Source organism: Klebsiella sp. Sb-30 (assembly GCF_057652795.1).
The window spans coordinates 2,119,009-2,131,634 of the sequence record NZ_CM172749.1 but is presented as its reverse complement, the minus strand read 5'-3'; the positions used below and the strand labels follow the sequence as shown (position 1 = coordinate 2,131,634).

14 protein-coding genes are annotated in these 12,626 nt (G+C 57.9%); 3 read left to right on the top strand and 11 right to left on the bottom strand.

Features of this window, described 5'->3' with window-relative positions; all coding sequences use genetic code 11:
- Positions 1-9: 9 nt before the first annotated feature.
- From ntrB to nasR, 3 genes are all read right to left on the bottom strand, one after another.
- On the bottom strand, positions 10-894 hold the full coding sequence (gene ntrB, locus AC236I_RS09965) for a nitrate ABC transporter permease (RefSeq protein WP_064356955.1): 885 nt from the start codon (positions 892-894) through the stop codon (positions 10-12).
- A 1-nt stretch (position 895) separates the two neighbouring features.
- Positions 896-2,152 (bottom strand): ABC transporter substrate-binding protein, encoded by a 1,257-nt coding sequence (locus AC236I_RS09960; protein WP_032717152.1) that lies wholly within the window; start codon positions 2,150-2,152, stop codon positions 896-898.
- A 269-nt stretch (positions 2,153-2,421) separates the two neighbouring features.
- A complete protein-coding gene (gene nasR, locus AC236I_RS09955; RefSeq protein ID WP_004863491.1) occupies positions 2,422-3,609 on the bottom strand; it encodes a nitrate regulatory protein NasR in 1,188 nt (395 codons plus the stop codon).
- Positions 3,610-3,679: 70 nt separating this feature from the next.
- On the opposite strand from nasR, the gene AC236I_RS09950 reads away from it, so the two are divergent.
- Both AC236I_RS09950 and AC236I_RS09945 read left to right on the top strand, forming a co-directional pair.
- Complete coding sequence (locus AC236I_RS09950; RefSeq protein ID WP_004863493.1) at positions 3,680-4,033, top strand: DsrE/DsrF/TusD sulfur relay family protein; 354 nt, start codon at positions 3,680-3,682, stop codon at positions 4,031-4,033.
- A 240-nt stretch (positions 4,034-4,273) separates the two neighbouring features.
- The gene (locus AC236I_RS09945; protein WP_004863495.1) at positions 4,274-4,516 is read left to right on the top strand and encodes a DUF1883 domain-containing protein; all 243 of its coding nucleotides are present in this window, start codon (positions 4,274-4,276) and stop codon (positions 4,514-4,516) included.
- Positions 4,517-4,547: 31 nt separating this feature from the next.
- On the opposite strand, the gene AC236I_RS09940 is transcribed toward AC236I_RS09945, so the two are convergent.
- Complete coding sequence (locus tag AC236I_RS09940; protein ID WP_004863506.1) at positions 4,548-5,228, bottom strand: gamma-glutamylcyclotransferase; 681 nt, start codon at positions 5,226-5,228, stop codon at positions 4,548-4,550.
- Positions 5,229-5,378: 150 nt separating this feature from the next.
- Complete coding sequence (gene chaB / locus AC236I_RS09935; protein WP_004863508.1) at positions 5,379-5,609, bottom strand: putative cation transport regulator ChaB; 231 nt, start codon at positions 5,607-5,609, stop codon at positions 5,379-5,381.
- A gap of 264 nt (positions 5,610-5,873) precedes the next feature.
- Between chaB and chaA the strand changes: the two genes are divergently transcribed.
- On the top strand, positions 5,874-6,974 hold the full coding sequence (gene chaA, locus AC236I_RS09930) for a sodium-potassium/proton antiporter ChaA (RefSeq protein WP_004863510.1): 1,101 nt from the start codon (positions 5,874-5,876) through the stop codon (positions 6,972-6,974).
- Between the two features lie 108 nt (positions 6,975-7,082).
- On the opposite strand, the gene kdsA is transcribed toward chaA, so the two are convergent.
- Genes kdsA through hemA form a run of 6 tightly spaced genes read right to left on the bottom strand, consistent with a single transcriptional unit; the run spans position 7,083 to position 12,413 of the window.
- On the bottom strand, positions 7,083-7,937 hold the full coding sequence (gene kdsA, locus AC236I_RS09925; RefSeq protein ID WP_004863512.1) for a 3-deoxy-8-phosphooctulonate synthase: 855 nt from the start codon (positions 7,935-7,937) through the stop codon (positions 7,083-7,085).
- Between the two features lie 39 nt (positions 7,938-7,976).
- Positions 7,977-8,789 carry an invasion regulator SirB1 gene (gene sirB1, locus AC236I_RS09920; protein ID WP_004863515.1) on the bottom strand — a complete coding sequence of 271 codons (813 nt, stop codon included), beginning with the start codon at positions 8,787-8,789 and terminating at the stop codon, positions 7,977-7,979.
- Positions 8,790-8,792: 3 nt separating this feature from the next.
- Positions 8,793-9,185, bottom strand: a complete 393-nt coding sequence (gene sirB2 / locus AC236I_RS09915; RefSeq protein WP_004863518.1) for an invasion regulator SirB2 — start codon at positions 9,183-9,185, stop codon at positions 8,793-8,795.
- Positions 9,182-10,033, bottom strand: a complete 852-nt coding sequence (gene prmC / locus AC236I_RS09910; protein WP_487608830.1) for a peptide chain release factor N(5)-glutamine methyltransferase — start codon at positions 10,031-10,033, stop codon at positions 9,182-9,184. The genes sirB2 and prmC overlap by 4 nt, the downstream gene beginning before the upstream one ends.
- Positions 10,033-11,115, bottom strand: coding sequence for a peptide chain release factor 1 (gene prfA / locus AC236I_RS09905; protein ID WP_004863527.1), 1,083 nt, complete (start codon positions 11,113-11,115; stop codon positions 10,033-10,035). Before prfA ends, prmC begins: the two co-directional genes overlap by 1 nt.
- A 41-nt stretch (positions 11,116-11,156) precedes the next feature.
- Positions 11,157-12,413, bottom strand: coding sequence for a glutamyl-tRNA reductase (gene hemA / locus AC236I_RS09900; protein WP_004863529.1), 1,257 nt, complete (start codon positions 12,411-12,413; stop codon positions 11,157-11,159).
- Positions 12,414-12,626: the final 213 nt, after the last annotated feature.

Here is a 12,626-nt window from a genome sequence, read left to right as displayed (position 1 = left end):
GCGATTCTCCTATTTTTCTTGCCAGCTGAAGCGACGAGCGATCAACATCAGCCCCTGCTCCAGCAGCAGGCCGACGACGCCGATAATGACGATGGCGATGATGATGTTTTCCACGTTGAGATTGTTCCATTCATTCCAGATCCAGAAGCCGATCCCCAGGCCGCCGGTCAGCATTTCAGCAGCGACGATCACCAGCCAGGCAATGCCAATAGAGAGACGCACGCCGGTCAGCACCGCGGGCAGCACGGCCGGGAAGAGAATGCGCCGCATCACCGTCCACTCCGACAGCTGTAAAACGCGAGCCACGTTGAGATAATCCTGCGGAATGCGGCGTACCCCTTCGGCAGTGTTAATCACCATTGGCCAGATAGAGCAGATAAAAATGGTCCAGCTCGACGCCGGCTCCGCCTTCTGGAACAGCAGCAGGCCAATAGGCAGCCACGCCAGCGGACTGACCGGGCGCAGCAGCGCAATCAGCGGATTAAACATGCGGGCAAAGAACAGCGAGCGGCCAATCAAAAAGCCCAGCGGGATCCCCACCAGCGCCGCCAGCCCAAAGCCCACCGCCACCCGCTGCAGTGACGCCAACACGTTCCAGCCGATGCCCATGTCGTTCGGCCCGTCCTGATAGAAAGGATCGGCAAACAGGGTCAGCGCGGAATCGAGCGTACTCAGCGGCGTCGGAAAGCCCTTGCCGTTGATCGCCGCCAGCTGCCAGCAGAGCAACAGCAGCCCCAGCCCGAGCAGGGGTGGCAGGAGCCGCTGTACGGTTTCACGTAGCCAGCGCCTGAGGGGCGGCGTCGGACGTCGGACCTGTACCGGTGGCAGGACAATCACTTCGCCCGGCGTTTTTTCTGTGGCAATAACAGGTTGCGTACTGTGCGCGTGTTTCATTTCATGCCCCCTTACGTTGAATCGCGAAGCCGCGGGCGTAACCTTCCGGATCGGCCCCCGTCCAGACCGTACCGTCTATTAATGTGCTGCTGCGCATGAGCGCAGCCGGCGTAGAGATGCCGCCCACCGCCTGCGCCGCCTCTTTCCAGACGTCAATGCGGTTGATGCGCCCGGCCACCGCCTGATAATCCGGGGCCGTTTTTAGTAATCCCCAGCGGCGGAACTGGGTTAAAAACCACATTCCGTCCGACAGCCAGGGAAAACTCACCTCTCCCTGGTCGTAAAAGCGAATCGGGTGTGCGTCCTGCCAGCGCTGTCCCAGCCCGTTGTCGTACTCCCCGAGCATTCGTCCGGTGAGATACTGCTCTTTGGTATTCAGCCAGGCGCGTTTTGCCAGAATGCGCGCCGTCTCTCGTTTGTTCTCTTCCGAGGCGTCAATCCAGCGCGCCGCATCCAGCACCGCCGCGACCAGCGCGCGGGCGGTGTTCGGATTGCGTTCGACCCATTCGCTGCGGGTGCCGAGAATTTTTTCCGGGTGTTCCGGCCAGATGGCCTGCGAAGTGGCTGCGGTAAAACCGATACGGTCGTTGATCGCCCGCGCGTTCCACGGTTCGCCGACGCAAAAACCAACCATGTTGCCGATACGCATGTTCATCACCATTTGCGGCGGCGGCACCACCACGGTGCGTACGTCCGTAAACGGGTCGATGCCACCGCTGGCCAGCCAGTAATAGAGCCACATCGCGTGCGTCCCGGTGGGAAAGGTGTGGGCAAAGGTGTAGCTGCCCGGCGCGCGCTGGCCGATCAGCCGTTTCACCCCCCCGAGGTCGGTCACCCCTTTCTCCCGCAGGTCGCTGGAGAGCGTAATCGCCTGGCCATTGCGGTTGAGGGTCATCAGGTTTGCCATTGCGTGCGGCTTGCCGGCGATCCCCAGTTCGAGGCCATACAGCAGGCCGTAGAGAATGTGTGCCGCATCGAGTTCACCGGCGATCAGTTTGTCGCGCACCGCCGCCCAGCTGGCTTCTTTGGTCGGTACCAGGGTAATGCCATATTTTTTATCGAACCCTTTCAGCGACGCGATCGCGATCGGCGCGCAGTCCGTCAGCGGAATAAATCCGACTCGTACGGTAGATTGCTCCGGCTTATCGGATCCTGCCGCCCATGCGCTCTGCATCACGCCGGGCAACAACATCGCCCCGCCCAGCGCGGCGCCTGCCTGTAAAAAATGCCGTCGTGAAATCGAAAATTTATCGCCCATACCCGCTCCAGAACACGCAAAAAAAAAGCGCCCGACAGTGCTGATGCACTGCAGGACGCCTTTATCCATGGACACACAAACCGCCGTTGGCCTGTTGCCCAAAATTGTTTACTGAACGATTTAACGCATTAACCGTTGTCTGCAGGATATTGCAAAACAGATGCCAATGTTCACAGAGGCGGTGTCAGGCCGTTTTCCGCTGTGCGCCGGGCGGCTTCCCGCCGCTCATTGCACCGCTGACAGGCAGCCGCTGCCCAACCATCGTGCATCTACTCCTTTGGGGTTATGGACCACAACGCCTTTACCGTCAGCAGCGCGCGGGCGATTTCCACCATCCTCTGATTCTTATCCATTGCCATTTTCCGCAACGCCTGCCAGGCCTGCTCTTCCTGCATTCCCTGATGAACCATCAGCACGCTTTTCGCTTTTTCAATCAGCTTGCGCTCTTCGAGCGTATCTTTTAGCGAGGCCAGTTGCCCGGAGAGCTGCTGGAGTTCAAAGGCCTGCTGGCGAACCAGCGGCAGCAGCTGTTTATCGAGACGGCGCGCGATGCCGTCGTCACCCTCTTCCTCCGGCCAGCTGGCGGGCGGCGCTTCGCCGCTGAGCAGGTTATCGGCGACGCTCAGCAGGTCGTCAATCAGCCGCTCTTCCAGACCTCGCATCTGCTCCAGACGCTGCGTCTGGGCGCAAAACCAACGCAGCGCCGTCTCCCCCTCATCTGCCGGGGGCTGTCGGGTACAGGCGATCCGCCGCAGCTGCTCAATTTCCAGACTGGCCTGGCACTGGGTCATAAACAGCGCAGTCTGCGGCGCCTCCGCCAGCGCCTGGAAGCTGTCAAAACAGGGCTGCTGACCATCGATTCTGTCCACCAGCAGCTGGCGGAGCTCATCGCTAAACTGGCCGCGGGCAAAGCCGGATGCCCCCAGCGCGCGCTCCTGCCCCACCAGCTCTTTCCCCTGCATAAAGCTGTAGAGCGCCACCATGCGCCCGGCAATTTGCGGGTCGTCAATGCTGTCGTTGAGCTGCGGGACAATATTTAATAAGTGGCGGATAATGCGACTAAACTGGTTTGTCGCCTCTTCGGCGATGATAGCGCGGCCGCGCACAGCGTGGCGCAGCGTCAGCAACTGCTCCAGGTACCAGAGCGCGCTGGCAATCCGCCAGCATAGCGCGCCGCTGGCGCACTCCCGCACCGCTTCCAGCGCCTCGCGAAAGGCGATAAGCTGCTCATCCACCAGTGCCGAGCCCGCCCGGCACTCCGCGGCATAGAGCCGTCCAGCGGAGCAGAGCCAAAGGTTGGACGCACCGCGTTCGCACTGTAGCATGTGTACCAGCGCGCTTATCCGGCTTGCCAGCGTACCCTGCTGCGCCAGCTGGCGTAGCTGCTCTTTTTGCAGCTGCCGCGCGCGGTGAAACCACCTGTTGGCCTCAGGCGTGATGCCAGCCGTATTATTCATACCCCCTCCCGGGTCAACGCTTTATACTTTAACCACAAGCAATAACCGTGCCTTATACCAAGGAGTCCTTATGCAAAGTATTGTGATTATCGCCAACGGTGCTGCCTACGGTAGCGAATCGCTGTTTAATAGCCTGCGCCTGGCGATTGCCCTGCGCGAACAGCAGTCTGAACTCGATCTGAAGCTGTTTTTAATGTCTGACGCGGTGACGGCAGGCCTGCGCGGACAAAAGCCGGCGGAAGGCTATAACATTCAGCAAATGCTGGAGATCCTCACCGCCCAGAATGTCCCGGTGAAATTGTGCAAAACCTGCGCCGACGGCCGCGGGATCACCGCGCTGCCGCTGATTGACGGCGTGGAGATTGGCACTCTGGTGGAGCTGGCGCAGTGGACGCTGGCGGCCGATAAAATCCTGACCTTCTGAAGAAAGGGCCTCTGGCGGGATTTAATATCACCGAGGCAGCGTTTGTTAATCAAAAAACTAAGTCAGCTGAATGCTTTCAGGCACAACATCATTTTTGTTTAATCTTTATCCCTTTTTTTGATCAAAATCAGCATTCGTCTGCTCCCCATTTGGTGTTATGCCATGAGTAAAGTGTGAACAATATCACGCGCGGGATTGAGCAGGCAGGATGCTGTAGACAGACAACAACGGGGTAGATAAATGGCGATGGTTAAAGCAAGTTTGATGTTGTTTGGCGGTGATACGCTGGTGGTTCGTTGTTCTGAACGCTGCCATATTCACCTGATGAGCGCGAAGGCTGCCGGCGACAGCCATGCGGATATTCTGAGCGTCCAGGATCGCGACAGCGCCTATCTGACCGTGCCGTATAACGGCACCTGGAACGTACTGATCGATAGCCACAGCCAGTCACTGGAGCACTCCATTAGCTACGTTCCCGCCTGATATCACCTGCCCGGGATAGCCCGGGCATTTTTCAGGCCAGCCCCGGCTGGCTGTTTTCTCCCAGCAGCGTCCGTACCGTCCCGACCAGATCGTCAAGACAATCATCGTGCATACCGAGTTTGCGTAGCTCCTGATCCAGAGAGAACAGGTACTGGGCATTGGTGCCGAGCGGCCCGCTGGCTTTAGCGATCAGCGGCGCAATGACCTGGGCGCGGGTATCCGGTTCGAACAGCGGATGACGAGGATCCATAATAAACACCAGCGCGTTCACCGTCCGCCCGTCATCGAGCTCCAGCTTACACCAGGTCGGCAGATAGCACCCGGTGATCATCTCCCGCTTCCACAGCAGCGTCAGCTCCTCTTCCAGCGTCTCATCAGGGAGTCGATAGGCCACGCCGGTGGTACGCCCGCCCTCTTTCAGCGCCAGCATGCGCCCCGGCTGGCAGGCGCTGCCGCGCCCGGCGGTCAGCCGCAGGCAGAAGGCGCGGTGCCAGCCCGGAAGCGTACCGGTACAGGTTTCGCGATACTCAAGAGCCGGGTTCCACATCAGCGAACCGTAGCCAAAAATCCATACTGAGCCAGCATCCGGACGACAGGCCAGCGTTGCCGCCAGGGAAGCGGCCCGTTGCTCTGCCGACCAGAGAAGCGATTCCTCAATAGCACCAAACGCCGTCTTACAATCCGCATTGATTAAGAAATCACGAGTTAACACTTTCTACTACCTCCGCCACTGCCCGCTTCCCGGCGATTATCTGATGGCATCCGTGAAATATTGCCGAATTATTATCCAGCTTTCATCGACAATAAGCAATGAACGACACGCTGGCAAGGCGCGGAGCAGCAGATGAGGCAGCAGAAACGATTATTTTTTCTTATGCCACTTATCATCGTCTCCTTTTTGATAGTCATTCTTGACCGCCGCCCAGGCGACCTTATGCGCCGTCTCTTCACGGCTGGCGTCGTCCCGCCGGTCCGCCTGGTGCTTATACTGCTCCCAGGCGCTATTAAACGCTTCTTTATAGATCTCCTGGGCATGCGCCGGCAACACGTGCCGGACGCTATCGGGTAGCGCTTGTTTACTGCGATAAGGCATATGCACCTCCGGATGGTGGTAAAAAGATAAGTCTGGGACGCTAATTCCGGGTTTTCAAGGCGGGATATAATCCAGAAGCATTTTTAGTAATTGTCTGAATAATAAATACAAAATCGCAATAATGATAAGTTATGACAATCTCAAGGCATTAGTTACCAATAGCCGTAAATTTAAGTAAAAAAACAATTCAGATAGCAAAATGTCTGTTATTTTATCTACTTACGGTATCTATAATTATAACACCTGCATAAATGGAGATGGTTCATGACGCATGTACATGAGGCGGTGAAAACCCGCCACAAGGAGACATCGCTTGTTTTCCCGATTCTGGCGCTGGCGGTGCTTATCTTCTTCGGAAGTAGTCAGTCACTGCCAGCGGTCATTGGCATTAACATTCTGGCCTTAGTGGGTATTCTGTGTAGCGCATTCAGCGTTGTACGCCACGCGGACGTTCTCGCCCACCGCCTCGGCGAGCCGTACGGTTCGTTAATTTTAAGTCTTTCCGTGGTGATTCTTGAAGTCAGCCTGATTTCTGCATTAATGGCCACCGGCGACGCAGCCCCGACGCTGATGCGCGATACGCTCTATTCAATCATTATGATTGTCACCGGTGGCCTGGTCGGCTTTGCTCTGCTACTGGGCGGACGTAAATTCGCCACCCAGTACATGAATTTGTTTGGTATTAAGCAGTATCTCATCGCCCTGTTTCCGCTGGCGATTATTGTGCTGGTCTTTCCGATGGCGCTACCGGGCGCGAATTTCAGCACCGGGCAGGCGCTGCTGGTTGCGCTGATTTCCGCCGCCATGTACGGCGTATTTCTGTTGATTCAGACCAAAACGCACCAGAGCCTGTTTATTTATGAGCATGAAGACGACGGCGACGACGACGACCCGCATCACGGCAAACCGTCCGCCCACAGCAGCGCCTGGCACACCGCGTGGCTGTTAATTCACCTGGTCGCGGTTATCGCGGTCACTAAGATGAACGCGAACCCGCTGGAGACGCTGCTGACCAGCATGAACGCGCCGGTGGCCTTTACCGGTTTCCTGGTCGCGCTGCTGATTCTCTCGCCGGAAGGACTCGGTGCATTGAAAGCGGTACTCAACAATCAGGTGCAGCGCGCGATGAACCTGTTCTTCGGTTCGGTGCTGGCGACGATTTCGCTGACCGTGCCGGTGGTCACCTTAATCGCCTTCTTAACCGGCAATGAGCTGCAATTCGGGCTTGGCGCACCGGAAATGATTGTGATGGTCGCCTCGCTGCTGTTGTGCCAGATCTCCTTCTCTACCGGGCGCACCAATGTGCTGAACGGCGCCGCGCACCTGGCGCTCTTCGCCGCTTATCTGATGACCATTTTTGCCTGACCGCTCTTCCCCGGCGTCGACCGGGGAGAGTTCTGCGCCGTTACTGGCGCATAAAAAAAGCCTGCCGGTTTTACAACGGGCAGGCTTTTCGCGTTCAGAAGCGATGAATTAGTTGCTGGTATCCAGCTCTTCAAAGTTCTTCACCAGATCGTCAATTGCTTTGATCTGCTTCAGGAATGGCTCCAGTTTAGCCAGCGGCAGCGCGGACGGGCCGTCGCATTTCGCATGTTCCGGGTCCGGATGCGCTTCGAGGAACAGGCCTGCCAGGCCCGTTGCCATACCGGCGCGCGCCAGCTCGGTCACCTGAGCACGACGACCGCTGGACGCGGCGCCAAACGGGTCGCGGCACTGCAGCGCGTGGGTCACGTCGAAGATAACCGGCGAGTTGTTAGACACTTTCTTCATCACCCCAAAGCCCAGCATGTCGACAACCAGGTTGTCATAGCCGAAGTTCGCCCCGCGATCGCAGAGGATAACTTTGTCGTTACCGCCTTCGATAAACTTGTCGACGATGTTACCCATCTGGCCCGGGCTGACAAACTGCGGTTTCTTCACGTTGATCACCGCGCCGGTTTTTGCCATCGCTTCGACCAGGTCGGTCTGGCGCGCCAGGAATGCCGGCAGCTGGATAACGTCAACCACGTCGGCAACCGGCTGCGCCTGGCTTGCTTCATGAACGTCGGTGATGATTTTCACGCCGAAGGTCTGCTTCAGCTCCTGGAAAATTTTCATCCCTTCTTCCAGACCCGGACCACGATAGGAGTGAATGGAAGAACGGTTGGCTTTATCAAAAGAGGCTTTGAACACGTAAGGAATGCCCAGCTTCTGCGTGACGGTCACATAGTGTTCGCAGATGCGCATCGCGAGATCGCGGGATTCCAGCACGTTCATCCCACCAAACAGGACGAAAGGCAGGTCGTTTGCTACGTTGATATCACCAATGCTAACCACTTTTTGTTTCATAAGATCGCCTTATCAGGGTGTAACCGGATTCATTCCAGATTAGTGAAGAGTAATTTGTTTATGCGAAATGGTGTTAATTTGCGCGCGGATCATTTCGCTGATCGGGTCCTCCGGACACTGTTCGACGAAATAGTTCAGGTCCAGCAGCGCAACATGATCGCACTCAAGCTGGGCGTAGATCAGCCCGCGATCGCGGATCTCATACGGATCCTCCGGATTAAACTGCAGCAGCGCTTCGCTGGCGCGCAGGGCCAGCTCCATCTGCCGCTCTTCCATCAGCGCCGATTTTAAGGTGTCGAGCAGCTTGTGGATCACTTCGGCGTTATCCGCCTCGTCGAGATCCTCGTTGAACAGCTCGGCAACCGGGCTAATATTGCCCTTCAGCCAGACTTCCAGCGTGTGTTCGTTGAGCGTTTCACCGTTGAACGGGTTAATCAGCCACATCTCTTCGCTGGTTTCCGGGTCGGCGCGCAGCAGCAGCTGCGTCGGGAAGATAACCGGGACCAGCGGCAGCGACAGGCGCTGAGCAATCCACAGGACGATAGCGCCTAATGACGCCGCGCTCCCCTGACGATTAATCAGGACTTTGTCGATCCACAAAGCATCAGACAGCCGGTAAACGCCGTGGGAATCGCGAAAGCCCCACTCATGGTAGAACAGCTCCAGCAGCCGCTCCAGCTGACGCTCCTGATCCCAGGAAGAGGCAATTTCCTCCTGCGCCAGACCCAGCAGCCGCTCCAGTTCATCCTGCACATAGTGCGTCGGAAAATCGTCGCGGATTAATTCAGAAATGAGGACCATGCCATCGCACAATGGCGCTTTATTAAATTCGAAATCAGCTAATGACCTCATGACTTACCCCAGTAACGGTGTTCTTGTAATGGCGAGTTGTATGATGATGAACAACACCACCAAAGCCAGCAGAAAGGCAATAAACCGGCTCTGCTGGCTGCGCGGGCGACGACGGCCCAGCGCGATAAAACCCAATGCGATGTAAATAATAACGCCAAACAGCTTTTCAGTCAGCCATGAGCCGTCTTCAGTGAAAGGCAGATAGTGCGTTATGGCCATTAATCCTGCGCCGCTCAGAAATAACAGCGTGTCGCTGCAGTGCGGCGCAATGCGCACCCAGCGCTGGTTCAGCCGGGCATTGCCGCTGTAGGTCCACCAGTAGCGTAAGGTAAATAAACTGACGGAAACCACCACACACGCTATATGCAGATACAGCACCGCGCTAAACAGATTCATATGCCCGCTTTCTCCATGCCGGAAAATCGCCCTGTCGTCAGGCGATCGTTATCGCCGTAGTCACGGCAGGTCGTCACATCGTGGTAACCCGCTTCCCGGAACAGCGCCCGTACCGCGTCCCCCTGCTTCCAGCCGTGTTCCAGCAGCATCACGCCGTCGGAGGTCAGGAAACGGCGCCCTTCCCGGATGATATGCGCGAGGTCGGCAAGGCCGTTATCGGCAGCAACCAGCGCCGTTTTTGGCTCAAAACGAACATCGCCCTGCTCAAGATGCGGATCGGTTTCGTCGATATAGGGCGGGTTGCTGACAATCATGGTGAACCGCTGCCCGGCCAGCGCGCTGAACCAGTGGCTTTGCAGGACGCTAACGTTCGTGATGGCAAGGCGCTCGGCGTTACGCGCGGCTAATGCCGCCGCATCGGGCATGAAATCCACCGCCGTGACCTGGCAGTCCGGGCGTTCACTGGCCAACGCCAGGGCGATCGCGCCGGTGCCGGTACCTAAATCCAGAATCCGGCACGGCGTGGCCGGCAGCCGCGCCAGCGCCTGCTCGACGAGGCATTCGGTATCCGGGCGCGGAATGAGCGTTGCGGGGGAAACCAGCAGCGGCAGCGACCAGAACTCACGCTCGCCCACCAGATGGGCCACCGGCTCGCCGCGCTGGCGGCGGCTCAGCAGCGCCTCCAGCTGCGCCTGCTGTTCCAGCGTCAGCACCGTCTCACCGAAGGCGAGGAGCCAGGTCCGCGCCCTGCCGGTGACGTGCCCTAACAGGATCTCGGCGTCGCGTCGCGGGCTTTCACTCGCGCTCAGTCGGGCAATCGCCTGCGCCAGCCACTGTTGAAAGGTCATCATTCCTGCTCGGAAAGCGCTGCCAGCTGATCGGCCTGATATTCCTGAACAATCGGCTCAATCAGCATATCCAGTTTCCCTTCCATCGCTTCGTCCAGACGGTAGAGGGTCAGGTTGATGCGGTGGTCGGTCACGCGGCCCTGCGGGAAGTTATAGGTGCGGTTGCGATCGCTGCGATCGCCGCTGCCCAGCAGGTTACGACGGGTTGACGCTTCCGCCTGCTGACGCTTAGCGATTTCCGCCGCGCGAATACGCGCGCCGAGCACCGACAGCGCTTTGGCTTTGTTTTTGTGCTGCGAACGCTCGTCCTGGCACTCCACCACTATCCCGGTCGGTAAGTGGGTAATACGGATCGCCGAATCGGTGGTGTTAACGTGCTGACCGCCGGCCCCGGAGGAGCGGAAAGTATCAATACGCAAATCGCCCGGGTTGATATCCGGCATTTCGGCTTCCGGCAGCTCCGGCATCACCGCCACGGTACAGGCGGAGGTGTGAATACGCCCCTGGGATTCGGTGGCCGGCACGCGCTGTACGCGATGACCGCCGGACTCAAATTTCAGACGACCATACACGCCATCGCCGCTGATTTTGGCAATCACCTCTTTATAACCGCCATGTTCGCCTTCGTTGGCGCTCATGATCTCCACGCGCCAGCGGCGGGATTCGGCGTAACGGCTGTACATACGGAACAGATCGCCGGCAAACAGCGCCGCTTCATCACCGCCGGTACCGGCGCGGACTTCGACAAAGGCGTTGCGTTCATCATCCGGATCCTTCGGCAGCAGCAGCACCTGCAGCTGTTGCTCCATCTCCTCGCTTTTCGCTTTCGCGTCGCGCAGTTCTTCCTGCGCCATTTCGCGCATTTCCGCATCGTCGAGCATCATCTGTGCAGTTTCGATATCGTCCTGCACCTGGCGCCATTCGGTATAGCAGCGCGCCACGTCGCTCAGCTGCGCATATTCCCGCGACAGCGCGCGGAATCGATCCTGATCGGCGATGGTCGCAGCATCACCCAGCAGCGCCTGAACTTCCTCATGGCGTTCGTACAGAGCTTCCAGTTTGGCAACAATAGAAGGCTTCATAGGCGTGAATTCACCCTGTCCTGAAAAAAGAGAAATGTGCGCTATTCCAGCCCGAGGCTGTTGCGCAGAATATGCAGGCGTTCATCATCCCCGTCACGGGCTGCCTGCTGAAGAGATTTGGTTGGTGCGTGGATCAGGCGATTGGTCAGTTTACGCGCCAGATCCTGCATGATTTCCTGCGCATCGCCGCCCTGCTCCAGCGCAGCCAGCGCTTTCGCCGTCAGCTCCTCACGGACCTGCTCGGACTGGGAACGATATTCGCGGATAGTCTCGCTGGCGCTCTGGGCACGCAGCCAGGCCATAAATTCGCTGGTTTCCTGCTCGACGATCGTTTCCGCCTGTACCGCCGCGGCTTTACGCTGCGCCAGGTTATGCTGAATGATGTTTTGCAGGTCGTCCACGCTGTACAGATAGGCGTTCGCCAGCTTACCCACTTCGGGTTCGACATCGCGAGGCACCGCGATATCAACCAGCAGCATCGGCTGATTACGCCGCGCCTTCAGCGCACGCTCCACCATCCCCTTGCCGATAATCGGCAGCGGGCTGGCGGTCGAACTAATAATAATGTCGGCCTCTTTCAGCCGCTCGTCGATATCGCTCAGGGCGATAACCTCGGCACCGACCTCCTCGGCCAGAGCCTGCGCGCGCTCGCGGGTACGGTTAGCAATCACCATGTTGCGCACGTTGTGTTCACGCAGATGACGCGCCACCAGTTCGATGGTTTCCCCGGCGCCGACCAGCAGCACCGTCACGCTTGAAAGGGATTCGAAGATTTGTCGCGCCAGGGTACAGGCGGCGAAAGCCACGGAAACCGCGCTGGCGCCGATATCGGTTTCGGTCCGCACGCGTTTTGCCACCGAGAACGACTTCTGGAACATCCGCTCCAGTTCGCTGACGTTGAGGTGACCGCGGCTGGAATCGGCGAAGGCTTTTTTGACCTGCCCCAGAATCTGCGGTTCGCCGAGCACCAGCGAATCGAGGCCGCTGGCGACGCGCATCAGGTGGCTGACCGCATCATTATCCTGGTGCCAGTACAGGCTTTTACGCAGGTCTTCTTCATTAAGATGGTGGTAATCACACAGCCAGCGGATGAGCGCTTCCTGCAGATTATCCTGTTCTTCAACGCTGAGATACAGCTCCGTGCGGTTACAGGTCGACAGCACCACACCGCCCTGCACCATTGGCTGAGCCAGCAAGCTCTCCAGCGCCTTATCGAGCGTGTCCGGCGAAAACGTTACGCGTTCTCGCAGCGCGACCGGGGCTGTTTTGTGATTAATGCCAAGAGCTAAAAGGGTCATTGTGAGGGAGTAGTACCAGCGTTGCTAAGGTTAGTCTGAGCGCATCATACAGGATGCGCGGAATCAATAAAAGAGACGCTCCCCTTTTGGAGTAATAGGCATCGGGCTTAAAAGCCATTAACGGTAATTTTTTGATTTCAGACAATTTGAACGTAGACGCTATCGCCGGGCAACGCTAGCATTAAGGGTTATAATTGTAACCCGCTACACAAA